The organism is Pseudorhodobacter wandonensis, assembly GCF_001202035.1.
Taxonomy (GTDB): domain Bacteria; phylum Pseudomonadota; class Alphaproteobacteria; order Rhodobacterales; family Rhodobacteraceae; genus Pseudorhodobacter; species Pseudorhodobacter wandonensis.
In genome coordinates this window covers 211,741-237,754 of record NZ_LGHT01000044.1, presented here as the reverse complement: position 1 = coordinate 237,754, position 26,014 = coordinate 211,741, and the positions used below count along the sequence as shown (strand labels likewise).

The 26,014-nt window shown below is 55.5% G+C and carries 22 protein-coding genes; 12 read left to right on the top strand and 10 right to left on the bottom strand.

The genetic code is table 11. The features are described from left to right. Nucleotides 1-10: 10 nt before the first annotated feature. The 9 genes from AKU79_RS16075 to AKU79_RS16035 all read left to right on the top strand — a co-directional run bounded on the left by AKU79_RS16075 (nt 11) and on the right by AKU79_RS16035 (nt 12,182). Nucleotides 11-2,302 carry an arginine/lysine/ornithine decarboxylase gene (locus AKU79_RS16075; RefSeq protein ID WP_050524585.1) on the top strand — a complete coding sequence of 764 codons (2,292 nt, stop codon included), beginning with the start codon at nt 11-13 and terminating at the stop codon, nt 2,300-2,302. A gap of 58 nt (nt 2,303-2,360) precedes the next feature. Continuing rightward, nucleotides 2,361-2,948 (top strand): TetR/AcrR family transcriptional regulator, encoded by a 588-nt coding sequence (locus tag AKU79_RS16070; protein ID WP_050524584.1) that lies wholly within the window; start codon nt 2,361-2,363, stop codon nt 2,946-2,948. Between the two features lie 29 nt (nt 2,949-2,977). Next, nucleotides 2,978-4,054: an efflux RND transporter periplasmic adaptor subunit gene (locus AKU79_RS16065; RefSeq protein WP_197087375.1), complete on the top strand. Its 1,077-nt coding sequence runs from the start codon at nt 2,978-2,980 to the stop codon at nt 4,052-4,054. Then, on the top strand, nt 4,054-5,106 hold the full coding sequence (locus tag AKU79_RS16060; RefSeq protein ID WP_050524582.1) for an efflux RND transporter periplasmic adaptor subunit: 1,053 nt from the start codon (nt 4,054-4,056) through the stop codon (nt 5,104-5,106). The genes AKU79_RS16065 and AKU79_RS16060 overlap by 1 nt, the downstream gene beginning before the upstream one ends. Further along, nucleotides 5,103-8,153 carry an efflux RND transporter permease subunit gene (locus AKU79_RS16055; RefSeq protein WP_050524581.1) on the top strand — a complete coding sequence of 1,017 codons (3,051 nt, stop codon included), beginning with the start codon at nt 5,103-5,105 and terminating at the stop codon, nt 8,151-8,153. The genes AKU79_RS16060 and AKU79_RS16055 overlap by 4 nt, the downstream gene beginning before the upstream one ends. 112 nt (nt 8,154-8,265) lie before the next feature. Beyond that, nucleotides 8,266-8,922: a paraquat-inducible protein A gene (locus AKU79_RS16050; protein ID WP_050524580.1), complete on the top strand. Its 657-nt coding sequence runs from the start codon at nt 8,266-8,268 to the stop codon at nt 8,920-8,922. Then, on the top strand, nt 8,889-9,524 hold the full coding sequence (locus AKU79_RS16045) for a paraquat-inducible protein A (RefSeq protein WP_050524579.1): 636 nt from the start codon (nt 8,889-8,891) through the stop codon (nt 9,522-9,524). The genes AKU79_RS16050 and AKU79_RS16045 overlap by 34 nt, the downstream gene beginning before the upstream one ends. Then, nucleotides 9,521-11,608, top strand: coding sequence for a PqiB family protein (locus tag AKU79_RS16040; protein ID WP_050524578.1), 2,088 nt, complete (start codon nt 9,521-9,523; stop codon nt 11,606-11,608). Before AKU79_RS16045 ends, AKU79_RS16040 begins: the two co-directional genes overlap by 4 nt. A gap of 1 nt (nt 11,609) precedes the next feature. Further along, nucleotides 11,610-12,182, top strand: coding sequence for a PqiC family protein (locus AKU79_RS16035; protein ID WP_050524577.1), 573 nt, complete (start codon nt 11,610-11,612; stop codon nt 12,180-12,182). Nucleotides 12,183-12,249: 67 nt separating this feature from the next. On the opposite strand, the gene AKU79_RS16030 is transcribed toward AKU79_RS16035, so the two are convergent. From AKU79_RS16030 to AKU79_RS15995, 9 genes are all read right to left on the bottom strand, one after another. Beyond that, a complete protein-coding gene (locus AKU79_RS16030) occupies nt 12,250-12,993 on the bottom strand; it encodes an SDR family NAD(P)-dependent oxidoreductase (protein ID WP_050524576.1) in 744 nt (247 codons plus the stop codon). Between the two features lie 47 nt (nt 12,994-13,040). Beyond that, on the bottom strand, nt 13,041-13,922 hold the full coding sequence (locus tag AKU79_RS16025) for an NAD(P)-dependent oxidoreductase (RefSeq protein ID WP_050524575.1): 882 nt from the start codon (nt 13,920-13,922) through the stop codon (nt 13,041-13,043). A 40-nt stretch (nt 13,923-13,962) separates the two neighbouring features. Beyond that, nucleotides 13,963-14,295, bottom strand: coding sequence for a cupin domain-containing protein (locus AKU79_RS16020; RefSeq protein ID WP_050524574.1), 333 nt, complete (start codon nt 14,293-14,295; stop codon nt 13,963-13,965). A gap of 71 nt (nt 14,296-14,366) precedes the next feature. Continuing rightward, nucleotides 14,367-16,685 carry a DUF4962 domain-containing protein gene (locus tag AKU79_RS16015; RefSeq protein ID WP_050524573.1) on the bottom strand — a complete coding sequence of 773 codons (2,319 nt, stop codon included), beginning with the start codon at nt 16,683-16,685 and terminating at the stop codon, nt 14,367-14,369. A gap of 88 nt (nt 16,686-16,773) precedes the next feature. Beyond that, nucleotides 16,774-18,078 (bottom strand): type 2 periplasmic-binding domain-containing protein, encoded by a 1,305-nt coding sequence (locus AKU79_RS16010; protein WP_197087373.1) that lies wholly within the window; start codon nt 18,076-18,078, stop codon nt 16,774-16,776. Beyond that, the gene (locus AKU79_RS19570) at nt 18,075-18,335 is read right to left on the bottom strand and encodes a hypothetical protein (protein ID WP_197087371.1); all 261 of its coding nucleotides are present in this window, start codon (nt 18,333-18,335) and stop codon (nt 18,075-18,077) included. The genes AKU79_RS16010 and AKU79_RS19570 overlap by 4 nt, the downstream gene beginning before the upstream one ends. A 23-nt stretch (nt 18,336-18,358) precedes the next feature. Then, nucleotides 18,359-19,240 (bottom strand): carbohydrate ABC transporter permease, encoded by an 882-nt coding sequence (locus AKU79_RS16005; RefSeq protein ID WP_050524572.1) that lies wholly within the window; start codon nt 19,238-19,240, stop codon nt 18,359-18,361. 13 nt (nt 19,241-19,253) lie between these two features. Next, on the bottom strand, nt 19,254-20,219 hold the full coding sequence (locus tag AKU79_RS16000) for an ABC transporter permease (protein ID WP_050524571.1): 966 nt from the start codon (nt 20,217-20,219) through the stop codon (nt 19,254-19,256). Further along, entirely contained in the window at nt 20,216-21,319 is a 1,104-nt protein-coding gene (locus AKU79_RS15995) for an ABC transporter ATP-binding protein (RefSeq protein WP_050524570.1), read from the bottom strand. Before AKU79_RS15995 ends, AKU79_RS16000 begins: the two co-directional genes overlap by 4 nt. 394 nt (nt 21,320-21,713) lie before the next feature. On the opposite strand from AKU79_RS15995, the gene AKU79_RS15990 reads away from it, so the two are divergent. Next, nucleotides 21,714-22,412: a GntR family transcriptional regulator gene (locus AKU79_RS15990; RefSeq protein ID WP_050524569.1), complete on the top strand. Its 699-nt coding sequence runs from the start codon at nt 21,714-21,716 to the stop codon at nt 22,410-22,412. Between the two features lie 19 nt (nt 22,413-22,431). Here AKU79_RS15990 and uxuA read toward each other — a convergent pair whose 3' ends face one another. Beyond that, the gene (gene uxuA / locus AKU79_RS15985; protein WP_050524568.1) at nt 22,432-23,625 is read right to left on the bottom strand and encodes a mannonate dehydratase; all 1,194 of its coding nucleotides are present in this window, start codon (nt 23,623-23,625) and stop codon (nt 22,432-22,434) included. A gap of 143 nt (nt 23,626-23,768) precedes the next feature. On the opposite strand from uxuA, the gene AKU79_RS15980 reads away from it, so the two are divergent. Together AKU79_RS15980 and uxaC are read left to right on the top strand one after the other, a co-directional pair. Beyond that, complete coding sequence (locus AKU79_RS15980; RefSeq protein ID WP_050524567.1) at nt 23,769-24,530, top strand: GntR family transcriptional regulator; 762 nt, start codon at nt 23,769-23,771, stop codon at nt 24,528-24,530. Further along, on the top strand, nt 24,517-25,923 hold the full coding sequence (uxaC, locus tag AKU79_RS15975; RefSeq protein ID WP_050524566.1) for a glucuronate isomerase: 1,407 nt from the start codon (nt 24,517-24,519) through the stop codon (nt 25,921-25,923). The genes AKU79_RS15980 and uxaC overlap by 14 nt, the downstream gene beginning before the upstream one ends. The last annotated feature ends 91 nt before the right edge of the window (nt 25,924-26,014 follow it).

Below are 26,014 nucleotides of genomic sequence, written 5' to 3'. Positions count from 1 at the left end.
GAGAACCTTCATGAAATTTCGCTTTCCTATCGTCATCATCGACGAAGACTTCCGGTCTGAAAACTCTTCGGGGCTTGGCATTCGAGCAATGGCCGAAGCGATCGAGAATGAGGGTTTTGAGGTGCTCGGCGTCACCAGCTATGGCGATCTGTCCAAGTTCGCGCAGCAGCAATCGCGCGCCTCGGCCTTTGTTTTGTCGATTGATGATGAAGAATTCAGTCCCGGCCCCGATCTTGACCCCGCGGTGGTAAACCTGCGCAGCTTTATCGAGGAAGTGCGCTGGAAAAACGCCGATGTGCCGATTTATGTGTATGGCGAAACCAAAACCAGCCGCCATTTGCCAAATGATATTTTGCGCGAATTGCACGGCTTTATCCACGCATTCGAAGACACGCCCGAATTTGTCGCCCGCCACATCGTGCGCGAGGCGAAAAGCTATCTTGAGGGCATCCAGCCGCCGTTTTTCAAGGCACTGCTCGATTATGCCGAGGATGGGTCGTATTCTTGGCACTGCCCCGGCCATTCCGGTGGTGTGGCGTTTTTGAAAAGCCCGATTGGCCAGATGTACCACCAGTTCTACGGTGAAAACATGCTGCGCGCCGATGTCTGCAACTCGGTTGAGGAACTGGGCCAGTTGCTGGACCATAACGGCGCGATTGGTGCGTCTGAGCGCAACGCCGCACGGATTTTCAACGCCGATCACTGTTTCTTTGTGACCAACGGCACCAGTACCTCGAACAAAATGGTTTGGCATCATACCGTTGCACCGGGTGACGTGGTTGTCGTCGATCGCAACTGCCATAAATCCATTCTGCACAGCATCATTATGACGGGTGCGATTCCGGTGTTTTTGAAACCGACCCGCAACCATTACGGCATCATCGGCCCAATTCCACGGGCCGAGTTTGAGATTGACTCGATCAAGGCCAAAATCCGCGCCAACCCATTGTTGCAAGGCGTTGATGCCGACACGGTTAAGCCGCGCATCATGACGCTGACGCAATCGACCTATGACGGGGTGCTGTACAACACCGAAACCATCAAAACCGTGCTGGATGGTTACGTTGACAACCTGCATTTCGATGAGGCATGGCTGCCCCATGCGGCGTTCCATCCGTTCTATGGCAGCTATCACGCGATGGGCCGCAACCGTGAACGGCCGCGCCATTCTGTGACCTATGCCACGCAATCCATTCACAAATTGCTGGCCGGTATTTCGCAGGCCAGCCATGTTCTAGTGCAAGACAGCCAGTCTGTCCCGTTGGACCGGCATTTGTTTAACGAAGCCTATCTGATGCACACCTCGACCAGCCCACAATACAGCATCATTGCCAGTTGCGATGTGGCGGCCGCGATGATGGAACCTCCGGGCGGAACCGCGCTGGTCGAAGAAAGCATCATGGAGGCGCTCGATTTCCGCCGCGCCATGCGTAAGGTCGATGCCGAGTTTGGCGACGATGAGTGGTGGTTTAAGGTCTGGGGGCCGGACCATCTGGAAGAAGAAGGCATTGGCCGCACCAAAGACTGGGTGCTGCGCCGCACCGATGCCGATGGCGTACAGCAAGCTGATGGCGAGGATTCTTGGCACGCTTTTGGCGATATGGCCCCCGGTTTCAACATGTTGGACCCGATTAAGGCGACCATTATCACCCCCGGCCTGAACATTGATGGCCGCTTTGAAGAAGACGGGATTCCAGCGTCTATTGTGACCAAGTATCTGGCCGAAAACGGTGTTGTGGTCGAAAAAACCGGCCTTTACAGCTTTTTCATCATGTTCACGATCGGCATTACCAAAGGCCGCTGGAACAGCCTGCTGACCGCGTTGCAGCAATTCAAGGATGATTGCGACAAAAACCAGCCGATGTGGCGGGTCATGCCCGAGTTTTGCGCCAAGCACCCGCGCTATGAAAAGATGGGCCTGCGCGATTTGTGCCAGCATGTGCACAAACTTTATGCCAAATATGATGTCGCAATTTTGTCGACTGAAATGTACCTCAGCGACCATACACCCGCGATGACGCCTACGGATGCCTTTGCCCATATCGCCAAACGCACAACCCAGCGCGTACCGATTGACGCATTGGAAGGTCGCATCACCACCAGCCTTGTGACGCCCTATCCACCCGGCATTCCGCTGTTGATTCCGGGCGAGGTGTTTAACAAAAAGATCGTCGAATATCTGAAGTTTAACCGCGAATTTGCCCGCGAATGCCCGGGGTTTGAAACCGACATTCACGGCTTGGTGCAAGAAACGGATGACAACGGCGCGGTGCATTACTTTGCCGATTGCGTGGCCGAATAACGCTAGGTCACGCACCCAAAGGCTTTCACTTGTCAACTGACTAGTGTATTTATTGCGGATGAGAGACAAGCAACGCGATTCCACGCGCGAAAAGATTGTGGAAGCAGCCCTTTCGGCGATGACCGAAACCGGATTTGATGCCGTCAGCACGCGGGCGATTGCCCAGCGGGCCGAGGTAAGCCAAGGGCTGCTGACCTATCATTTCGCAACCAAAGACGCGCTTTGGCGTGCGGCGGCTGACCGCCTGTTTGCGTTACAAGACGAAGCCGTAGGTGATGCGATGCAAGCCGTTGGCCCTGATGCCCCGCCCGAACAACGCCGCGAAGTGCTGCGCCGTTTGGTGCGGTTCAATGCCGAACACCCCGAGTTTTTCCGGTTCCTGATGCTTCAAGGCCCTGAAGATGACGAGCGGCGCACCTGGCTTATCGAAACCCACCTCATGCCGGTTTACACTTGGTTTTCCAATATGATGGGCAATCTTCCCCCCCAAGACATCCCACATGCCTTCTATGCCTTTGGCGGCGCCAGCAGTGTTATTTTCAGCGCGCAGGCCAAATGCAGCGGGCTTACCGGGATTGACCCGAAAGCCGAAGCCACAATTCAACGCCACGCAGATTATTTGACAAACCTTATGGTGCCAGAATGACGCCGAAATTCGTAAATACGGAGCCCCCCGTGAGAGTTTTTCATTCCCGCAGCAGAGCGTTTGCACTGGCAGCTATTGCCACGCTGACACTGCACGCACCCGCCACAGCGCAAACGCTTTTGCGCGTTGCAACCGTTACGGCCGAACGCATCGCCGCCGAAAGCACATTTTCCCTTACCGGTGAAATCGTTGCCCGAGATACGCTGACCGCGTCGTTCCCATTGAGCGGGCGCCTAACGGATGTTTTTGTGACGACCGGCAGCAAGGTGCAAAAGGGCGATGTCCTTGCCAAGATAGACCAAGTGCAACAAGTGCAATCTTTGCGCGCTGCCGAGGCTGGGTTGGTATCGGCCAAAGCCAGTCACCAGCAAGCACGCGAAGAAAGTGAACGCCAAGATGCGCTGCTAGAGCGCGGTGCAACCACCCGCAGCACACGTGACAGCGCCGCTGACCTGCTTCGCGCCGCCGAGGCCCAAGAGGCGCAGGCCCTGGCCGAACTTGACCGCGCCAAAAAGGCATTGGCCGATACAGTGCTGTTGGCCCCCACAGCCGCGACAGTGACTGACCGTCTGGCCGAACCCGGCCAAGTGATTGGCGCGGCGCAAAGCGTGGTCGAATTGGCACTGGGCAGCGATTTTGACGCGGTGTTCGAGGTGCCCGAGGCCTCGCTGACCTCGGCGCCGAAATCACCCGAAGTAGTGCTGTCCGTTCTGGCCACGCCTGAAAAAACCGGCCTTGGCGCTATGCGCGAGGTCTCGCCATTGGTTGATCCCGCCAAGGGAACGGTAAAAGTGACTGTATCAGTCGAATCCCTGCCCGCTGGCCTAAGCTATGGCGACCCTGTACGAGGGACGGTGATAGTTCAAGATGCCGACCGCGTGACCTTGCCGTGGTCATCCATCACGGCCCAAGCCACCGGCCCTGCGGTCTGGGTGATAGACCCAACATCGCATCAGGTCGCGCTGCGCGAAATTTCGGTTTTGCGGTATATCAATGGTCAGGTTGTGCTGAACTCCGGGATTGACGCGGGTGAGATTGTCGTCAGCAAAGGCGCGCAATTGCTGTACCCCGGCCAAACGGTCGACTTTGTGTCGGAGGTTAAGTGATGAAAAAGTCAGGCTTGCTTTTTGCCCTCTTGCTTTTGCCGCTTGCAGCCGCTGCCCAAGAGGCACCGCGGCCAGTCGTTTCAGAAATCATAACCCCGCAATCCGGTTTGCGCCAATCCTGGGTTGGCACTGTTACCGCAAGGATTGAAACCGATCTGGGCTTTCCACGCAGCGGCACCTTGGCCACGCGCCTTGCCAATTTGGGCGATGTCGTTGTCAAAGATCAGGTTTTGGCTTTGCAAGACCCGCAAGATCTGGATGCCGATCTGCGGACTGCACAAGCCGGCGTTACCGTTGCCGAAGCGCAGGCCAATTCGGCCCGCAACGCCGCTGAGAGGGTACAAGCACTGGTGACACGCGGGGTAGATAGCGAGGCTGCGTTGCAAAACGTCACTGCACAGCTTGCCGCCGCCGAGGCGAGCCTAGAGCAAACCAAAGCCACTCTGGTTGCCGCCGAAAATGCCCGCAACAACGCGGTTTTGCATGCCCCGCAAACCGGCATCGTGACCCAGGTTTTTGCCGAACCTGGGGCAACGTTGACAGCCGGCGCGCCGGTGTTGCGATTGGCGGGCACGCAGGACCGCGAGGTTCACATCGATCTTTCCGAAGCGGATGTCGCAGGGCTGACCACGGGCGCAATGTTTCGCGTCCGGCTAGAGGCGAACTTGGCACTGGAAACGACGACCCGCCTGACCTCGATTGATCCGGTTGCCACCCGTGAAACGCGCACCCGTCAATTGCGGCTTGCGCTGGATGAAAATGCAGCCATCGGGTTCCGCCTTGGTGCACTGGTACAAGTGGAACCGATGGCCGAAACGGCGGCCCAATTATCGGTGCCTTTGACTGCGATTGTCGCAGGCAGCGAACCGCCCGCAGTCTGGCGTATAGACCCCCAAACCCGCGTGGCCAGTTTGATTGCGGTGGAAACGGGCGCCACAGCTGGCACGCGCGTTTTGGTGCTGAACGGCCTTTCCTCTGGCGATGAGATCGTCGTCAAAGGTGTCAACTCTATTAAGGACGGGCAAATTGTCGGCCCGCGCGTGCAAGAATGAAGCGTTTCAACCTGTCAGACTGGGCGCTGGAACACCGCTCTTTTGTGTGGTTTCTGATGATCATCAGCGTCATCGCAGGCGTGTTGGCCTATGTGTCAATCGGACGCGAGGAAGACCCGAATTTTGCCATCAAGACCATGGTTATCACAGCGGCCATGCCGGGTGCATCGATAGAAGACACGCGCCAACAAGTCACTGATCGCATTGAGGAAAAGCTGGAAGAGCTAGACACGCTGGATTACACGCGCTCGATCACCCGCCCAGGATTTTCGATTGTTTACGTTAACCTGAAGCCAAGCGTACAAGGCGACGCCGTAGCACGCACATGGCTGACAGTGCGCAATATGATTAACGATATTGCAGGCGACATGCCCAACGAATTTGCGGGTTTCGGCTTTAACGACAATTTCGGCGATGTTTATGGCAACATCTACGCGTTCACCGCTGACGGGTTCACCCCGCGCGAATTGCGCGACAAGGTCGAGCTGATCAAGCGCAAGGTTCAAGCCCTTGACGATGCCGGGAAGGTTGAAATTTACGGCACGCAGGACGAGGTGGTTTATCTTGAGTTTTCGACCGAGCGCTTGGCGGCGCTTGGCCTGAACGAGCAAGCCGTGCAAGCAACGCTGCAGGCGCAAAACGCAATTTTGCCGTCAGGCATTATTGACTCCGGCCCTGAACGGATTTTGGTGCGCGTCGGTGGCCAATTCAAGGACGCGAGCAGCCTTGAAGACGTCAACTTTCACATTGACGACCGTTTCTTTCGCCTGACCGATGTGGCCGACATCAAACGTGGCTACCAAGACCCGCCGTCCGAGTTGTTTCGTTTCAATGGTCAGCCCGCGATTGGCCTAGCTGTTGGCATGCGCCAAGGCGCCAATATCGTGACCTTTGGCGAAGAGCTTTCCGCCGTGATGGATCAGGTGCAGGCCGAATTGCCAATTGGTATCGAAATCCACCAAGTCGCCGATCAACCACATGTGGTCGAGGAATCTGTAAACCACTTTTTGCAAGCTCTGCTTGAGGCGGTTCTGATCGTGCTGGCCGTCAGCTTTATCAGCCTCGGCATCCGTGCGGGGCTGGTGGTAACACTGACTATTCCGCTGGTTCTGGCGATTACCTTTGTGGTCATGGACTACGCTGGCTTTACCCTGCAACGGATTTCACTGGGCGCGTTGATCATCGCATTGGGCCTGTTGGTCGATGACGCGATGATTGCGATTGAAACCATGATTTCGCGGCTAGAGGCCGGTGAAAGCCTGCGCAAAGCCGCGTCATATGCGTGGACATCAATCGCGTTTCCGATGCTGTCGGGCACCTTGGTGACGGTGGCCGGGTTTATCCCGATCGGCTTGAACTCATCCTCGGCGGGCGAATTTACCTTTTCGCTATTCGTGGTGATTGCCGTCTCATTGTTGGTAAGCTGGGTTGTGGCCGTGCTGTTTGCGCCACTGCTGGGCGTTACCTTGCTGCCCGCCAAAATGGCCCATCACAACCCCAAGCCGGGGCGGATGCGCCGCGCCTTTCACGGCGTCTTGCGGGGGGCAATGCGGTTTCGTTGGCTGACAATTGGCGTCACGGTTGGGCTGTTTGCTATCTCGATCTATGGGATGCGTTTTGTCGAACAGCAGTTTTTCCCGAATTCTGACCGCCCCGAATTGGTGGTTGATTTTGCCTTGCCGCAAAACGCCTCTATCGCTGCAACACAGGCCGAGATGGACCGGTTTGAGGCGCTTTTGGCCAAGGATGAAGATGTATTGTTCTGGTCATCCTATGTCGGCCGGGGGGCGCCACGGTTCTTGCTGTCTTATGACACGATGGATCAGTTCGCCAATCTTGGACAGATTGTCATTCAAACGCCGTCAACCGATGCCCGCAACGCCTTGCGCAAACGTTTGGAAACAGCGGCAGCGACCGAGTTTCCGGGCACCGATGTTTATGTAAAGTTTCTGGAAATCGGGCCGCCGGTTGGCCGCCCATTGCAATACCGCATCAGCGGGCCCGATATTAACGTATTGCGCGACAAGGCGCGCGATTTGGCGGCGGTTATCGGGGCAGACACGCGCACCAGCTCTATCGTGTTGGATTGGAACGAACCGGCACGGGTGGTGCGGGTTGATATTGTGCAGGACAAGGCCCGCCAACTGGGGCTGACCTCGTCCGATATCGCATCGGGGCTGAACGCGATTTTCGCCGGACGCACGATTACCGAGCTGCGCGACAACACCTATCTGGTCGATATCATTGCACGCGGAAACGATTCTGACCGTGCCTCGCTTGAGGCACTTTACAGCCTTCAGCTTAGCCGGACTGGCGGCGATGCAATTCCGCTGTCTTCGGTGGCGGTGTTCCGGTTTGATACCGAGCAACCGATGGTCAGCCAACGCAACCGAATGCCGACGATCACGGTGAAAGCCGCGATAAACACCAAAGATCAGCCTGCAACGCTGGTGGCATCATTGGCCGATAAAATCGCGGCGTTCAATGCGGCCTTGCCTGAGGAATATGAGGTGGTCATCGGCGGCACCGTCGAATCCAGTGCCGAAAGTCAGGCACCGATTGCAGCTGTCGTGCCGTTGATGATGCTGATTATGGTGACGCTGGTTATGGTGCAAATGCAAGGGTTCCGGCTGGCGCTTGTTGTGCTTTGCGCGGCACCGCTTGGCCTGATCGGCGTTGTGGCAGCATTGGTCTTGTCGGGGGCACCTTTGGGCTTTGTCGCGATCTTGGGCATTCTGGCACTGGTCGGAATTTTGATCCGCAACTCGATCATTCTGGTGAACGAGATTGAGGTGCTGCGCCGCGCCGGCCGCACCGCTTGGGATGCGGTTTTTGAGGCATCAGACAGCCGCGCCCGCCCGATTCTGCTGACTGCGGCGGCGGCAAGTTTGGCGTTGATTCCAATTTCTCGGCAAATCTTTTGGGGCCCGATGGCCTTTGCAATGATGGGCGGGATTATCGTTGGAACGCTGGTTACGCTGGTCTTTGTGCCCGCACTCTATGTCGCTGTCTTTAAAGTTCCGGCAGAAAACGGCCCCAAGGGCTAGGGCAGCAGGAATAGTCACATCTAAGGCGCAACATTTCAAAATTGAAACAATAGAGCGAAGGGGCCGATGCAGGCCCCTTCAAAGTAATGCGCAAGTCCGGTAAACGGTGCCAATGGAAAACGCGGAACCAACACCGACCAGTATTGCATCCTCCGATCTTGCCGATCTGGTGGCTTGCCCTGTCTGCGACTCGCTCTACCACTTTCCGTCTATCCCGCAGGGCGGCCAGGGGCGGTGCAGCCGATGCCACCATCTGCTGATCGCACCGCGGGCCAATGCCATGACGCGAATAGTGATGCTGGCCGTAACAGCTACGATTTTGATGATCACTGCGATCAGCTTTCCGTTTCTGACGATTTCAACGCATGGGCTTAAACAACAAGCCTCGGTGATTGATACGATTCTGGCCTACTCCGACGGCTTGATGGTACCGCTTTCGCTGGCAATGGCAGGTTTGATCGTTGTTCTGCCATTAACACGGCTCAGCGCGATTTTATACGCTGTGGCGCCCATGGCCCTTGGGCACCGACCGGCGCGTGGCGCGGCACGGGCCTTTCGGGTGGCCGAGCAGCTGAAACCTTGGGCCATGGCCGAGGTGTTCATCGTCGGCGTGGCCGTTGCCTTGGTCAAGGTTGGCGGTTTGGCCACGCTTACAATAGGCCCCGCGTTTTGGGCATTCGCCGCATTGGTGGTCATCACCGTGCTGAAAGACAATTTTATGAGTAGTTTGATCATATGGAAAACGCTGGAAGCGCGCGGGGCTACCTGACCGCGCGAGAAGCGGGTCTGGTCAATTGCACAACATGCGGACGGGTTCATCCGGCTGCGGCGACGGTATGCCTGCGTTGCGGGGCACCTTTGGCCAGCCGTGACACCCAAAGCCTGCAAAAGGTTTGGGCATGGTGGGTCGCGGGGATTATCGCGTTTATCCCGGCCAACACCTATCCGATGCTGAAAACGGCCACTTTGGGCAAGGAATCGGCCAGTACACTGCTCGGCGGTATTCTGGAACTGGTTCATCATGGCTCGATTGGCATTGCAGCGATTGTTTTCTTTGCCAGCATCGTTATCCCGGCAAGCAAGTTTTTTGCCATCGCCTATTTGGCGCTTGGCATCGGGCGGCCTAGCAGGTTGTCGGCACACCGCCGCCACCAGGTTTATGAGGTGGTCGAATTTGTTGGCCGCTGGTCCATGATCGACGTTTTCGTCGTCGCCATTCTGACCGCGCTGGTCCAACTGGGATCAGCAGCAAGTATTCACCCCGGAATCGCAGCGGTTAGCTTTGCGCTTTCTGTGGCTTTCACAATGCTCTCGGCCCAAAGCTTTGATGCTAGGCAAATCTGGGATGCTGACAAGGAACACACTAAATGACCCAACCAACGCTTCCCGATATGGATATTCTACCTGCCAAGCACTCTCCTTGGCGCAACCTGTCTTTTGTGTGGCTCGTGCCGATTCTGGCGCTGCTGGTATCGCTTGGGGTGGCGTGGCAAAACTATAGCAACAAGGGCACGCTGATTACGATTGTATTTCAGGATGCGGCAGGGATTACACCCAAGGACACCACGATCAAATTTCGTGATGTGATCATTGGCGCTGTCGAGGACGTAAAGTTCACCAAAGACATGTCGCATGTCGAGGTAACTGCCCGCATCAACAAGGATGTAGCCGATACCCTAAGCCCCGAGACAATGTTTTGGGTTGTCCGCCCCGAAGTCAGTGCCCGCGGTATCAGCGGGCTTTCAACGGTTTTGTCAGGTGTATATCTTAACGCCGCCTGGACGCCGATCGAGGGCTCAACAGCCCGTGTCTTTGACGGCTTGAAAGAGGCGCCGCTTATCCGCCCCGGCCATGAAGGCACGCGCATCAAGATCCGGTCCAAGAACGGCACCAGCCTGACCCCCGGCGCACCCGTGTTTTTCCGCGGGATGGAGGTTGGTCAGTTGGACACGCCGCGCCTGTCGGAAACCGGCGATAGCACCGATGTTGAGGCGTTCATCAACGCACCCTATGATAAATTCCTGACCACAGACTCGCGGTTTTGGAACATGGCCGGCTTTTCCGTTACCCTTGGGCCTGCGGGGCTTGATTTGAACGTCGCCAGCCTTGGGTCGTTGCTGACCGGCGGTGTGGCATTTGAAAATATCGTTTCAGGTGGCCAACCGGTAACCAATGACACGCTGTTCCGCTTGTTCGCGAATGAAGCTGCGGCACGCGATAGTATCTTTACCCAACTTAGCGCCAATTCGATCAAGATGTCGGTCATTTTCACCGAGTCGGTTAGCGGTCTCGCCTCGGGCGCACCGGTCGAATATCGCGGTTTGCGGATTGGCCAAATCACCGGCATTGGTGCTTTCATTGCAAAAACAGCAACCGGCGGCAGCAAAGTACATATGCGGGCCCTGATTTCAATCGACCCGCAAACTTTGGGGCTAGAGGCCACTGCAGACGCGCAAGCCACGCATGATTTCATTGAAAAACTGGTAAAAGACGGTATGCGGGCGCGCCTTGCCACGACCAGCATTTTCAGTGCCGCATTGAAAATCGAGTTGGCTGATTTGCCCGACGCCGCGCCTGCCGAATTGGCAGATGATGCCGACGGCACGCCGATTATTCCGAGTGTCAAATCCGATCTTCCCGACTTTACCGCAACGGCCGAAGGCGTGTTGCAGCGCGTGAATAACCTGCCGATTGAAGAGGTTATGAACCAAGCTGTTTCGCTTATGGCCGCGATTGAAACCATCGCCAGCGCCCCCGGCACCCAACGCGCACCCGATGCGATCCTGGGCTTGATCGAGGATGCACGTGGGCTGGTCGGCAAGGAAGATACCCAAGCCATTCCGGGCGAATTGCGCGGTGTGATAGCCGATTTGCGCAGCATCGTAGCAGATCTGAAGGAACAAGGCGCAGCCGAACAACTGGCCAGCGCGCTTAAAAGCTTTGACAAAGCCTCGGCCGATATTGCAACCGCCTCGGGTGATCTGCCTGCTTTGATCACCGATTTGCGTGCGATTGCAACCAAAGTGAACGACCTTAAGGCCGAAGAGCTGATCGCCGCCGTAACCCGCGTGATGGACAGCACCGACGCCCTGATCGGCACCGAAGGCGCAAAAAGCATACCGCCTGCCTTGGCTTCGGCATTGACCGAGGTAGAGGCCGCGCTGAAAGAGCTGCGCGAAGGCGGGGCGATTACCAACACCAATGCGGCGCTGGCCTCGGCCCGTAATGCAGCGGATGCTGTGGCAAGTGCTGCAAAGAACTTCCCAGATGTCACGGCGCAACTCGACTCTGTGATATCCAAAGCCGATGCGCTATTGTCGACCTATGGCGCGAAATCCACCTTTAATTCCGAAACGCTTGATCTGCTGCGCGAGCTGAAAGCTGCCGCAAAATCTGTTAGCCAACTGGCCCGCACGATTGAGCGCAACCCCAACTCTCTTATCCTAGGACGCTGATGTGAATATTCGTATAGCTACCATCGCCCTCGCCGCCGCCCTGCCGCTCGCCTCTTGTGGCGACACCAATGCGCGGTTTCCCATTGCTGCCGAAACAGTGCCCTCTGTTGCGAAAACCAAAGTTGCGGTCGGAACTGTTGAAGTGCGTGAAGTTTCGCTGCCTGCCTATGCTGCGGCCTCGGAAATCGTGGTCGAGCAAGAAGGCGGCGCGCTGACAGTGGTGCCCAAGGCCGTGTGGGCCGATGATCCGGTGCGCGGTGTAACCGGCGCTTTGGCGCGGAGCCTTGATCTGCGCTCAACCGCATCCGTCGCAGCCGAGCCTTGGCCGCTGGCCCAATCGGCAGATGTGCAGGTCGAGGTGCGAATTGACCGCATGATCGCGAAACTGAATGGCGAATTTGAACTGAGCGGCCAATTCGCAATTGCCGCGCCGGATGGGGCCATACGCGAATCTGTACAGCGCTTTGCAGTAACTGCGCCTTTGGCCGATAACTCGCCCGCCTCCGTTGCCCAAGCCACGGGTGTGGCGATTGACGCACTGGCCAGCGACATTGTGAAAAAGCTGCGCCGCTAAGGCCCGAATTTGCAAATAAAAAGGCCCGCCTTGATCGGCGGGCCTTTTTCGTGTCGATTGGCCAAATTTAGCTGAAAAGCATGCCGCCGTTGATGTCGACATTCGCGCCAGTGATGAAGGCTGAATCTTCACAGGCCAAAAACAGCACCAAATTCGCAACATCCACGGGCAAACCCTGACGCCGAACCGGGGCCGAGGCTTCGAGATTGCGGCGCACTTCGTCCTTGGTGTGGATATTGTGGAAATCGGTGTCGATCATACCCGGGCAGAGGGCATTTACGCGGATATTCGGGCCAAGCTCTTTGGCCAGACCGCGCGTCATGGTCATAACGGCGCCCTTTGACGCAGCATAGGCCACCGAACCGCCGCCGCCGCCATCGCGCCCGGCTTGGCTGGCAAGGTTCACAATCGCGCCGGTCTTCATATGGGCAAGGCAGGCTTTGATCATCAAGAACGTGCTGGTCAGGTTCAGGTCCATAACCGCATGCCAATGTTCCAGCGACATTTCCGCAATCGTTTTGCGGGCAATCAAGCCGCCAGAGTTGTTGACCAGAATATCTAGGCCGCCAAATTCAGCCACAGTTTTCGCAACAAGCGCATCGACGCCAGCCTGCGAATTCAAGTCACCTTGCAAGGCGAACGCATTTCCACCAGCCGCTTTAATCTCGGCTACAGCGGCATCAGCACCTTCGCTGCTGGAAAAATAGTTGATAGCAACGTTTGCGCCCTCGGATGCCAGTTTGACAGCACAGGCGCGGCCGATATCACGGCCACCACCAGTGACAATTGCCGTTTTTCCCTTAAGTTTCATTGTTTTCCCTGTCCTTTATTATTTCATCACGCAACTGTCCGCGTGGTTTACTTGCCAAGTTTCAGGAAATAGTCAAATATTTCCGGTACGTTGCCTTCGCCCAACCCGGCGTCGACGGCAGCCTGAAGGTTGTGCGAGGTGCCTTCGGCGATTTCCGCGCGGGTACCCAGATCTTCGGCCATCGCAAGGAAATAGCCCAAATCCTTGTTGGCGTTATTGATCGAGAATCCCAGATTGCTGACACCATCAACCGCATAGTTTTTGCAGAACCCCATGAACGGAGAATTCGAAGGACCCGCCGACATGATGTCGTAAAGCTGCTGACGATCAACCCCGGCACGGTCGGCCACGGCAAAGGCCTGACTCATGGTGCAAACGGTCGTCATACCCATAAAGTTGTTGATAAGCTTGGTCGTATGACCAGCACCAAGCGCGCCAAGATAGAACACGTTTTCACCTTGCTCATCCAGCACAGGCTTCACCTTTTCAAAGGTGTCCTTATCGCCGCCGACCATGATATTCAGCAAGCCGTCTTTGGCATGTGCCGGGGTGCGGCCGAGAGGTGCATCAAGCATACCTGCGCCTTTGGCAGCTATGTCAGCACCGATCTTGCGCGTCGAGGCCGGGATGGATGTGCCGAAATCGATCAGAACCGCGCCTTTTTTGATACCTGCCAGAATGCCATCATCGCTATAGACGATCTTTTCAACAACTTCCGACTTGGTCAGGCAAAGCATCACGATATCGCTTGCTGCAGCCAGTTCCTTGGCCGAGGCGGCTTCGCGCGCGTTGCCACGGGCAATGACAGTGTTCACAACATCTTTGTTAAGGTCCATCACAACCAGTTCAAAACCCCGCTTTTGCAGGTTTTCCACCATATTGCCGCCCATAAGGCCGAGGCCGATAAATCCGATGACGGGTTTGGTCATACTGATGTACTCCATTCATTTATTCTTGAGGATTGAGCGTTCAAAGGAAGTCTTCGCGGTGCGGCGTAAAGATATCCAACAGTTTGCCTGCCTCCAGGCAGGTTGCGCCGTGAACAATATTGGGTTGTTTGTAAAGCGAGTCGCCGGCTGAAATCACATATGTCTCGTCACCGACCTTGAATTCAAAGCGGCCCGAAATAACATAGGTAATCTGCTCATGCGGGTGGCTATGAAGCGCCGCAACGGTGCCGGTTTCGAAATGGACTTCGACGCACATTACGTTGTCGTTATACGCGGCAACTTTTCGTGACAGCCCGCCGCCCGCATCAACAAGTTTGTTTTCCTTTGCCGGAAACAGGTTTTTAACAGTCATTCTACGTCTCCGTGAAATAATTTGCGTTTTGGCACTGGCCGTTCTGCGGCCAATGCTTTTGTCGTCGAATATCAGGTATTTGCCAGTTTCTTCATCACCACGCGGAATGTGTTTTCATCCGAGTCCGTGAAATAGAGGTCGGCGTCATAGCCTTGGTCATCAAGGAAGTTGAAAATCCGTTTGGGATCGCTGAGTTTGTAAGGCACCAGCAAGGTTGCAATCCGGTGGCGTGTAGACGCCGTGTAATGCGCCTTCAAGCAGGTGCTGACAGGCAGTCCTTCGTATTCGCTAGGGTCAACGCCAGGAAAGCCGGTTTCTTGGCTCATAACGGGTTTGCCCGCTTCGGACCAAACAACCTGCCCGTAAAAACCCGCTTTTTCGCCGGTGTTGCGGAAAGAAGATCCACCCAACTCGAACGGTTGGTTTGCATGCAGCAGCCAATCCAGCGTAACAGGCGTTTTCGCGTCAACCTTATCGACAATCACGAAATAGCTGTTGCGCACAAAGTAAACCTCGCGCTCGGCCAATGTGACCTCGGGCGACAGGCTTTGATAGGCCGCGGTGGCATCGCCTTTGATATAGATATGGTCTTCGCGCTGTTCGGCCGCCAGAATTTGGCCGGTTGCCGCCATCGCCTTGGATTTATCCTTATCGGCATATTGGCCTTTACCATTGATAAGAATAGCGTTTTTCGAAATCGTCTGGCGCCGCCATTTCTGGTGCATGGTCGAGTTGAAGGCGACGTAATAGCCAGACTGGATCGCCATATCCTCGCCATAAGCGCCCATACAAAAGGCGTTTTGATCGCCGTGGCTGTGGCTGATCGACCCAAAAGGCGACGATTTCATCACAAACTGGATATGGTTTTCGGGGTCGGCCATTGCATGCTGAATGCCAACCCAGCCGATCCCTTTGAACCACCGGAAGCCGCTTTCTGGCGCAGTTGCTTCGACTAACGGATAGTCGGTCAGATAGGTCAGTTCGTCAAAGTTCGTATCCCACCAACCCCAGTTGTAAAACGCCATTTCGGTGCCGGGGTTCAGGCGCGCCAGTTCCTCATTATACCACTGGTAGGCGCCATTGCCGGTAACACCTGCATATTGGCGCAGGTTGATGCCCGTTTTGATGCAGGGCAAATCGCCTTGCGTGCTGTCGTCACCAAAGAAAACGCGACGGCTGTTGGGCGCCTTGCAAAACAGTGGGAAATCACCGGTGTTGCGGAAGAATGGCCGCTTATAGAGGTCGATCCCGGTGTAGGATTTCAAACGGTTCGCGGCCTCGATCAGATAGGCCATGCCCATCATCCAATAGTTCGTACCTTCGGCCCAGCCGCCATCGCTGTCACCCCAAGGCGAGTAAACGGTGGCCAAGAACTCGATGCAATAATCCAGCCACTCACGGGCTTGATCGTCAGGTTCATCACCGCGCAGGGCAATCAGTGCCGGGATAAGCGTCAGGGAAACCGAGCGCACAGCGTGGCTGTCATAGGGGAACAAATGGATTTTCGCGCCGATGATCGCGTGTTCTGCGATGTCGCGGGTGCGCTCCATCAAAGATGCCCGCACCTTGGCGCGCTCTTCCTCGGTCAGGTCGTTGTAAAGCCAGTCATAACCCCATGTCAGCGCATTGGTGACGCGGTAGGCCCATTCATCGGTATAAGCACGTGAGGTGTTACCCATCGGGTCCCATTCTGCAACCGAGAGCAGCCATTCCTTTGCGCGGGCAATCATTTTCGGGTCTTGGGTAACTTGGCCGCCAATCGCCAGATGGCGGATGGCATACATGACCTCTTGCAACTCAATATAGGTCTTCCGCCAAACCGGCGCGGTGCGCTGGTGGTTCGGATAACCTGCGGGTTCGGGCAAGATATCACGGTCCATCCACGGCAAAACGGATTTTTCGTAGAAATTGGCCCAGGCGCAATGGTTCGGATCGGCCTTCACCGCTTTGCGGAAGTCTTCCAAGCGGTCGCCTGTCAACCACAGGCGCGGGTGGCTAAGGGTGGAATTGGCATAGCGGGTTTCGCGCGGTGGCAGCGCCGTTTCAGGAAGGCCAGCCGGAATGGTGAAACTACGGGTGCTGCTCCATGCGGTGGTGGGTTTGCCTGCGCTATCGCAAACAGCATAGGACCAATAGTGACTGCCTGCTTCCAACACCACATCCGGGGTAAAAAAGTTCAGCGGAATGCCTGCAAAAACTTTGGTCGTCTTGGCCGAAAAGCTTGGGTCCGCAGAAATGCGCAACACATAACGCGCGTCATCTTCGATCACTGGCAGCCACGTAAACCGCGGCGGGTTCTCGGTGATGTGGGTCTCGGCTGTCGGCGCGTATTGAATCGTCAAGCGGCCTGCTTTGGGTTCATCAAGTGCGGGGAATGTCTTGCCGGTCATGGGACGTGCTTTCTCGTAAATTCGGGGCGCGATTGGACAGGCGCGGCCAAAGATGGCCACGCCCCATTTCAGTTAGCCCAAGGGCCAATTAGCCGTACTGACGCTTGTAGGCCGAGTTCATAACCTCGATGACTTGGTCGTAACCCATTTTGTTCAGGGTCTCGATGTAAGACGCCCAATCAGCTTTCACGTCGCCTGTACCAAGAATCCAGGCTTGCTGACGCTCTAGCATATAGGTTTGCAGCGATGGCCAGTACTTGTCATAGACAGCCTGTTCGTCTTTGTTGAACGCGACGCCGAGGAACTGGTCAATCAGCAGGTCATTGGCATCATAAAGCTCGATACCTTTGCGGGCGGCTTCCGATGTCCACTGCCACTCATACCGGTAATCCTGGAAATAGCCGCGATAGATTTGCGCGCCTTCCAGATACATCTGGCTGTTCACTGGCGTGTCACTGTTCAGGACTTCTGGTTTATAGGTGGGTTCACCGTTGACCATATCCCAGGTTTTACCCTCAACACCAAAGTTGGCCAGGTTTCGGCCGGTTTCGGTGAACCAGAAATCAAAGTACTTGATTGTCTCAATCGGGTGCTTGTTCTGGTAGCTGATTGCCCAACCGTCTGGCTTGATCGGAATGCGGCGATGCTCTTCCATGCGCACGCCTTTGGCAGATGCCGGCGGCAAGAACGGGATAAAGTTAAAGCCTTCGATTTTGTCTTTCAACGCATCGTTATAGCCCGAAGTCGAGGCAAACCAGTCATGGGTAGACCCACCAAGGTTTTCCGACAACAGATAGTCGCGCGAGGATGACCCACGGGTGAAAATCTCGGGGTCGATCAGACCTTCTTTGTACCACGCGGCCAGATTCGCCATCGCATCGCGATACGCGTCTTGGGCATAGGGGTGCGCAATCTTGCCGTCTTTCACGTAAAAATCGTGGTAAGAGTCAGAACCCGAGGTGCGTGCATCCCAAAGGGTCAGCAAGCGCAGAACTTCTTCCCAATCGCGGGCAAAGTAGGGCACTTCGTCTTTCAAGCCGTTGCCGTTCGGGTCTTGGTCGCGGAACGCGGTCAGGACAGCATGATATTCTTCAACGTTCTGCGGCTGTTTCAAGCCCAGTTTGTCCAGCCAATCCTGACGGATGTACCAAGCGCGGCCAAATTTGCCATCTGGCAGGTACGGAATGTAGTAATACTTGCCGTCATAGGCCGAGATAGCCTGTTGCAGGCCAGGATGGGTATCCCAGAATGCCTGAATATGCGGCGCATATTCTTTGACCAAATCGTTCAAAGGAACGAACGCACCTTCTGGACCGTATTGGTTAACAGGCTGCTTGATTTTGTTACCGCCAACGATGTCCGGCAGATCGCCCGTTGCCAGCAACAGGTTCAAGCTTCGTTGTTGTCCTTGGTGTTCTTACCCGAGGTTTTGTCGATCAGGTAGATCCCGGTCATTTCGCGCGCAGCGGTTTCAACCGGATAGATTTTGGTTGTGTCGCCACCAACGCCATAACCTTGGGCGCGCGGCCAATGCATGTGGATCGTCAGCTCTAGCGGCTTGTCGACGATCTTCAGGTTCTCTTGGGCGAAGGCTGGCGCGGTGATTGCCGTCGTCCCTAGAATGGCGAGTGCCACTGAGAGTTTCTTCATAGTCTCCTCCTCTAAATAAACAGTTATTCTTTCACACCACCCAGCAAGATACCTTTGCTGAAGTACTTTTGCAGGAACGGGTAGATGAGCAGAATTGGAATAATCGAACACACGATGATCGCGGCGCTGACCGTCTCAAACGAATAGGCGGCACTCAGCAAGCTGTTGGCGAATTCTTCGTCGTCCGAAAGATCGGCGATAACCTGACGCAGATACACCTGCAGCGGGATTTTGCCGGTATCTTGCAGCAGCACCATGGCCCAGAAAAACCCGTTCCAGCGCGACACAATGCAAAACAGTGTGACAGTGGCGATGGCGGGCTTGGAAAGCGGCATATACACCTTCCAAAGCACCTGGAATTCATTGGCTCCGTCCATCCGCGCCGCTTCTTCAAACGACTGCGGGATGCCTTCAAAGAAGTTGCGCAGCAGGATGATGTTAAAGCCGCTAACCGCAAAGCCGATGATGATACCGAAATAGCTGTCCAGCAAACCAAGGTCACGCATGTTCAGAAAGAACGGGATCATCCCTGCGTGGAACCACATGGTAAACGCCACCATCAAGTTCCAGAACCGCCGACCGTAAAGTTGGGGCCGCGACAGCGCATAGGCGCCGGGGATGATGAACGCGAGGCTCATCAAGGTGCCGCCGATAGTATAGATGAACGTGTTTTTATACGAATTCCAAAAGGCTGGCTCCGACAAAACACGCTTATAGGCTTCTAGTGTAAACCCGACCGGCGTTAGCAAGACGTTGCCTGCGCGGGCCTCGAACCCTGTACTCATCGACAATGACGCGATGTAGATGAACGGGTACAGCGCCGAGAGGGTGAAGATCCCGATCAGGACCATGTTGAGGATGACGAAAAGTTTGTCACCACGCGAATAGAGGTTCATGTTGGTCATAATCCGTCCCTCCTCACCACAGCGATGTGCGCGAATAGCGCTTGGATATTGTGTTTGCGGTCATAACCAAGACAAAGGCGACAACAGCGTTGAACAGGCCCGCAGCAGCAGCAAGATCGTATTGGCCGCCCTGAATACCTTGACGATAGATGAAGGTGTTAACGACATCGGCGGTCTGGTAGGTCGCGGGCTGGTACAGCAGGATGATCATCTCAAACGACACTTCCAGCATGTTACCGATACGGATGATCAGCATGATGATGATGGTCGGCAAAATCGACGGAACGGTGATTTTCCACACCATTTGCCAACGGGACGCACCGTCAACAACAGCGCTTTCATACAAAGTCGGCGACACACCGGCGATAGCGGCCAGATAGACGATCGACTGGAACCCCGCCTCTTGCCAGATTCCGGTGCCGACAAAGATCGGGCGGAACCATTCGGGTTTGGTCAGGAAGTAAACAGCATCATAGCCAAACCAGCCCAGGACCGTGTTCACAATACCCGCCGAGGGCGAAAAGGCCGTAATCACGATACCTGCGATAATCACCGAAGAGATAAAGTGCGGCAGATAAACGATGGTCTGCGCCGTCTTTTTAAAGGTCTGGTGCAGAACTTCGTTGAACATCAGCGCCAGCAAGATCGGCATTGGAAAGCCAAAGATCAAACCGTAAAAGCTGAGGATAATGGTATTTTTCAGCGCGCGAAGGAATTGATCGTTGCCAAAAAGCGTTTGGAAATGCTCAAGTCCGACCCACGGGCTGCCCGCAACACCGCGAAATACGCTGAAATCCTTGAACGCGATCTGAAGGCCATACATCGGCTTGTACAGAAACACGAGCAACCAGATAATCGTTGGCAGCAGCATAACGTACAACTGCCATTCGCGCTTCAAGTGGTCTTTGACGCGCTGCAATTTGTCAGAGCCGCTGGCATCTTGGGCCTTATGGGCGGTGTCGCTTTTTTCTTGGGTCATTGCTCTATCACCTGACCCGGGAACGTCATGCCCGTTTTCGCATCAAACACGCGGATCAAATTTGGCTCGATCGTAAAGCCCGGAAAGCCGTTCAAGATGTGCATCTGACCAACGGTTTCGGTACGGATTACAAAGGGCTGGCCGGAAAGTGTGGCGTGGATAAGCGCCTCGGAGCCGAGCGTTTCGATCAAATCAAGCTCGATCTTGACACAATCAGGCGCATCTTCGGCGACAACTTTTACAAATTCGGGGCGGATACCCAATATGACATCACGACCGACCGCGTTTTGAAGCGAGGGAATAGCGGCAAGCTGGATCGACTGGCCCTCAAACTCGGCCACAGGGCCATTTTCACCCTTGGCGATCTTGGCCTTGACCATGTTCATCGGCGGCGAGCCAAGGAAACCTGCAACAAAGGTGTTGATCGGGTTCAGGAACAGCTCCATCGGGGTGCCGATCTGTTCAATCCGGCCATCATGCATAACCACGATACGATCAGCGAGTGTCATCGCCTCTACTTGGTCATGGGTCACATAGATGCTGGTCACGCCCAAACGCTTGTGCAACCGTTTGATTTCAGCGCGCATTTGCGTACGCAGCTTGGCGTCAAGGTTAGACAGCGGTTCGTCAAACAAAAACACCTTGGGGCGGCGCACAATTGCACGGCCCATGGCAACACGCTGACGCTGGCCACCCGACAGATCTGCTGGCCGACGTTCCAGATATTCGGTCAGGCCCAGAATGCCACTGACCTCTTCAACGGCTGCGGCAATATTCTCTTTGCTTTCCTTACGGATCCGCAAACCAAAGGCGATGTTTTCGGAAACGTTCAAATGCGGGTATAGCGCATAGTTTTGAAACACCATCGCGACATCGCGGTCTTTGGGTGCAACACGGTTCACGTGACGATCGTCAATAGTCAGATCGCCGCCCGAAATCTCTTCCAAACCGGCGATCATGCGCAAGGTTGTAGATTTACCGCAGCCGGATGGCCCGACAAGTACGACAAACTCTTTTTCCTGAACTTCCAAATCGATGCCGTGAACAACTTTCACCGCGCCATAGGCTTTTTCAATGCCCTTTAAACGAACCCCTGACATGCCGTCTCCCTTTGTCATGGCTCATTCTGGTACTCCTCCCAGTCCGAGCGTATCCGCATTCACCGCCACACTTAGGCTGCTTCCGAAAAACTATTGATTCGTAGTAAATTTAGACTAGCATACTAGTTTAGTATCTAGAATACTAGTATGAAATATTCGCTTGAAGCTGAGTCGCAGAATTTGTGAAAATGGCCATCCGATGGAAACCCGCGCTTCACTTATTCTGCGAATGCTTGCCCTCAATTCTGGTTTGGTCATCCAGAATAGAAAACCTGCCTTGTGACCCTCTGATCGCAGATCAGCGCAGTTCGATAAACGCCGCCAAAACAATAGAACGCTAGCTTTGACACCGATTTAACGTTATTCAATCGACGCTCTGGAGGAAGCCTACGTGATGCCCATGAACCAAATCCGCGATCGTCGCACAACCGTCGACGAGATATTTGAATATTTGAACGAAGAGATATCCTCTCTGCGCTTACGGCCTGGTGACAAAATATCCGAGGCCGACATTGCCGCGCAGTTTGGGGTCTCTCGCCAGCCGGTTCGTGATGCCTTCAGCCGTTTGGCCAACCTCGATCTGCTGTTGATTCGGCCGCAGCGCGCCACCGAAGTCAAACGGTTCTCAGCCCGCGAGATTGAGAAATCGCGTTTTGTGCGCGCGGCGGTTGAGGCAAAGGTGCTGCAGTTCGCCGCCGAGAAATGTGATCAAAGCGGTGCAGATACCCTAGAGGCAAATCTCGTACAGCAACGCAAAGTGATTGCCGAGGGCAATTATCACAAATTCGGCGCGCTTGATTATGCGTTTCACAAGGCGCTGTGCAACATTGCCGGCGTCGATTTTGCCTTTGAAGTCATTTCGCAAGAAAAGGCCAAGGTTGACCGTTTGTGCATTCTGGGATTGTTCAAGAATGAGCGGATGCCGGTTTTGCTGCAAGATCACGAAGATATTGCCAGCGCGGTGAAAAACCGCGACCCAGATGCAGCCGTTGCTGCGGGCATGCTGCATCTGACCCGGCTTGACGGTACGCTTTTGGACATTGCCGAAAACAATGCCGATTACTTTGAAAACGATGTCGACCAAACGTATTAATACGTCTGGTCGATACACCCTAATGAAACGAAATGTCTGCGTGGGTTAACGCTGCAATCACGCCGCGCATTTCTGCAAGCCCGCGCATCCGCCCGATCAACGGATAGCCGGGATGCGTGCCCGAACCGATATCGCTAAGCAATTCATGCCCGTGATCCGGTCGCCATGGCAGGTTGCAATCGGCGCGACCAGCCTCTTTGCGACGTTTTTCTTCGGCCAGCAATGCCGCCACCAAGGCCACCATATCTGTGTCGCCTTCCAAATGCGCCGCCTCTTCAAAGGAACCGTCGGGGTCTTTGCGCACGTTGCGCAGATGGACAAAGTGAATCCGGTCGGCAAACTGTTTAGCAATCAACGGCACGTCATTGCGCGGCCCAGCGCCAAGCGATCCAGAACACAATGTCAGCCCGTTTTCAACCGCGCCCTGTTGCGCCATCACCCAAGCAATATCTTCGGCACAGCTTACGATCCGCGGCAGGCCAAAAATATCGCGCGGCGGGTCATCGGGATGCACACAGAATTTCATCCCCAAATCTTGTGCCGCAGGGATAATTTCGGCCAAAAAGCGGGCGTAATTGGCCTTGATTTCGGCACGACCAATCCCGTCATACAGCTTCAGCGCTTCACGCAGCGCGGGCACGTCATAGCGGTCATAGGCGCCGGGCAGGCCGGCCATGATCGCATCTACCAGCGCATTTCTGTCCTCTTCGGACGAGGCGTCGAACCAAGCTTTCGCGCGGGTTTTCACCTCTTGTGAATACTCTTGCTCTGCGCCCTCCCGGCCCAGCATGTGAATTTCAAGCGCACAGATATGCACTTGGTCAAACCGCAGCGCATTGCCCCCATGCGGCAATGGTTGGCGCAACGCCGTGCGCGACCAATCGATCAGCGGCATAAAGTTGTAGCAAATGGTTTTTACCCCTTCCGCCGCCAAATTCGCCATGGATTGCCGATAATTGGCAAATAGCCCCGTCAAATCACCATCGCCGCGTTTGATCCGCTCATGGATGGGCAGGCTTTCCACGACCAGCCATTCTTGGCCGTGCCCCGCATCTGCCAAAAGCTTTTTGCGCGCGGCAATTGCATCAATCGACCACACCTCGCCATATGGAATTTCATGCAGTGATGTCACAATGCCTTGCGCACCTGTTTGCGCAATCTGGTTCAGTTCGATTTTGTCCAATGGACCGTACCAGCGCCAGCTTTCCTGCATGAATTTGCTCCGTGATGTGTGCCGCTTTGTCCTGCAGCCACTTGGCAACGCGGGATTCGGAGGCAGTAATAGCACGCCAAACTCTTGCATGCTAGTATGCAAGTATGGCAAGCTGATGTGCGAGGAGAATCAATTTGGCACAAATGGACAGCATTGCAGGACTTGATCCCTTGCGGCCAATTACCCCGCAGATAACACAGTTATTGCGCGCGCGTATCATTAAAAACCATCTCGCACCGGGAAACCGCATTTCTGAAACCGAGATCGCCAGCACCTATAACGTCAGCCGCCAACCTGTGCGCGAGGCGTTTATAAAGCTGCAAGAACAAGGCCTGCTCACGGTGCTGCCGCAGCGCGGAACCTTTGTCTCTAAAATCGCCTATCAAGCCGTTCTGGATGCCCAATTCCTGCGCGAAGCGATTGAGGCCGATATATTGCTGATCCTCGCATCGGCACCGCCCAAGGGCCTTGTGGCAAATCTGCGCCAACAGCTGGAAACCCAGCGAGCACTTGGCCCCAATGATGCGGAAACCTTCATCCAGCTTGATGAAACCTTTCACCGCACGCTGGCCGAGGCCGCAGGCAAAGGCGGCGCGTGGAAACAAATTGAGGGTTTGAAATCGCAGATGGATCGGGTCAGGTTCCTGGCCATGAAACAATTTCCGGTAGACAAGCTAATTCGTCAGCACGGCCAGATGGTTGATGCGCTAGAGCAGCAAAACCCGACCCTTGCACAGCGCACCCTTCGTCAGCATCTGCGTGAAGTGCTTAGCGACCTTCCGATCATTATCAAAGCTCTACCCGATCTTTTTGATCTGCCGGATGGCAAAATGCCTGCCCCGCTTAACACGCCCTTACCGGGTTCACGGCCCACATCCAAAGGAAAAAGCAATGACGCTGCTTGATGAAAACCGCCTGTTTCCCACGGACCCTGCCCTGCGCGACATGGCACGCGCCCTATATGATGGCGTGCGCGATCTGCCCATCATCAGCCCGCATGGCCACACTGACCCGCGCTGGTTTGCCGAAAACAAGGCCTTTCCCGACCCCGCGCAGCTGTTCGTCACACCCGATCACTATGTGTTTCGTATGCTCCATTCCCAAGGCATTCCTCTCGAGGCAATGGGCGTGCCGCGCGTTGATGGCGGCGCGACAGAGCAAGACCCGCGCAAGATCTGGCGTTTGTTTGCTGAAAACTTCCATTTGTTCCGTGGCACGCCCTCGCGCATCTGGGTCGATCACGCGTTCCAAGAGGTGTTTGGCGTCACCCAGCGCCTGTCAGCCACCACCGCCGACGCGATTTATGACCATATCGCCGAATGCCTTTCCCGCCCCGAATTCCGCCCCCGCGCCCTGTTTGAACGGTTCAGGATCGAGGCGATTTCGACCACCGAAAGCGCGCTGGACGATCTGCGCTGGCATAAGATGATCCAAGACAGCGGCTGGTCAGGCAAAGTGGTGACAGCCTATCGCCCTGATGCTGTCGTCGACCCCGAGTTTGACGGCTTTGCCGCGAATGTTGAACAATTGGGCGCCTTGACGGGCGAAAACACCGCGACATGGGCAGGTTACCTTGCCGCCCACCGCACCCGCCGCGCCTTTTTCCAAAGCTTTGGCGCCACATCCTCGGATCACGGTCACGCCACTGCCCGCACCGAAGACCTGTCGCAAGACGTGGCCGCCAAGCTGTTTGACCGTGCGCTGCAAGGCAAATGCACGGCGGATGAGGCCGATATGTTCCGCGGCCAGATGCTGACCGAAATGGCAAGGATGAGCCTGGATGACGGGCTGGTTTTGCAAATTCATCCCGGCTCTTCGCGCAACCACTCTGCCGATATCATGGCACGTTTCGGCCGCGACAAAGGCTATGACATCCCGACCCGCACCGATTATGTTCACGCGCTAAGGCCGCTTTTGAACGCTGTAGGGGGCCGGCCGGACCTGACGATTATCGTCTTTACCCTAGATGAAACCAGCATCCCGCGCGAATTGGCACCACTGGCCGGCGTCTACCCCGCGCTAAAACTCGGGCCTCCGTGGTGGTTCCACGACAGCGCCGAAGGGATGCGCCGCTTTCGTGAAACCGCGACCGAAACGGCGGGGTTTTACAACACCGTCGGCTTTAACGATGACACCCGCGCCTTCTGCTCGATCCCTGCCCGCCATGATGTTGCCCGCCGCGTCGATTGTGCGTTCTTGGCAACCTTGGTGGCCACAGGCAGGCTGGCCGCGGATGAGGCGCCCGAGGTCGCACATGATCTGGCCTACCGTTTGGCAAAACGAGCCTATAAATTGTAAGGCTTCAGCTTCCCATTGATCAGGAACCCCCCAAAACTTCGCCGTCGTACAGGTCATGCTTTAGCAACCCGCCACGACAGTTTAAATAACC

Coding starts and splice junctions, on each gene's coding strand:
- AKU79_RS16075 (WP_050524585.1), top strand. CDS start 11: ATGAAATTTCGCTTTCCTATCGTCATCATCGACGAAGACTTCCGGTCT.
- AKU79_RS16070 (WP_050524584.1), top strand. CDS start 2,361: ATGAGAGACAAGCAACGCGATTCCACGCGCGAAAAGATTGTGGAAGCA.
- AKU79_RS16060 (WP_050524582.1), top strand. CDS start 4,054: ATGAAAAAGTCAGGCTTGCTTTTTGCCCTCTTGCTTTTGCCGCTTGCA.
- AKU79_RS16055 (WP_050524581.1), top strand. CDS start 5,103: ATGAAGCGTTTCAACCTGTCAGACTGGGCGCTGGAACACCGCTCTTTT.
- AKU79_RS16050 (WP_050524580.1), top strand. CDS start 8,266: ATGGAAAACGCGGAACCAACACCGACCAGTATTGCATCCTCCGATCTT.
- AKU79_RS16045 (WP_050524579.1), top strand. CDS start 8,889: ATGGAAAACGCTGGAAGCGCGCGGGGCTACCTGACCGCGCGAGAAGCG.
- AKU79_RS16040 (WP_050524578.1), top strand. CDS start 9,521: ATGACCCAACCAACGCTTCCCGATATGGATATTCTACCTGCCAAGCAC.
- AKU79_RS16030 (WP_050524576.1), bottom strand. CDS start 12,993: ATGAAACTTAAGGGAAAAACGGCAATTGTCACTGGTGGTGGCCGTGAT.
- AKU79_RS16025 (WP_050524575.1), bottom strand. CDS start 13,922: ATGACCAAACCCGTCATCGGATTTATCGGCCTCGGCCTTATGGGCGGC.
- AKU79_RS16020 (WP_050524574.1), bottom strand. CDS start 14,295: ATGACTGTTAAAAACCTGTTTCCGGCAAAGGAAAACAAACTTGTTGAT.
- AKU79_RS16015 (WP_050524573.1), bottom strand. CDS start 16,685: ATGACCGGCAAGACATTCCCCGCACTTGATGAACCCAAAGCAGGCCGC.
- AKU79_RS19570 (WP_197087371.1), bottom strand. CDS start 18,335: ATGAAGAAACTCTCAGTGGCACTCGCCATTCTAGGGACGACGGCAATC.
- AKU79_RS16005 (WP_050524572.1), bottom strand. CDS start 19,240: ATGACCAACATGAACCTCTATTCGCGTGGTGACAAACTTTTCGTCATC.
- AKU79_RS16000 (WP_050524571.1), bottom strand. CDS start 20,219: ATGACCCAAGAAAAAAGCGACACCGCCCATAAGGCCCAAGATGCCAGC.
- AKU79_RS15995 (WP_050524570.1), bottom strand. CDS start 21,319: ATGTCAGGGGTTCGTTTAAAGGGCATTGAAAAAGCCTATGGCGCGGTG.
- AKU79_RS15990 (WP_050524569.1), top strand. CDS start 21,714: ATGCCCATGAACCAAATCCGCGATCGTCGCACAACCGTCGACGAGATA.
- uxuA (WP_050524568.1), bottom strand. CDS start 23,625: ATGCAGGAAAGCTGGCGCTGGTACGGTCCATTGGACAAAATCGAACTG.
- AKU79_RS15980 (WP_050524567.1), top strand. CDS start 23,769: ATGGACAGCATTGCAGGACTTGATCCCTTGCGGCCAATTACCCCGCAG.
- uxaC (WP_050524566.1), top strand. CDS start 24,517: ATGACGCTGCTTGATGAAAACCGCCTGTTTCCCACGGACCCTGCCCTG.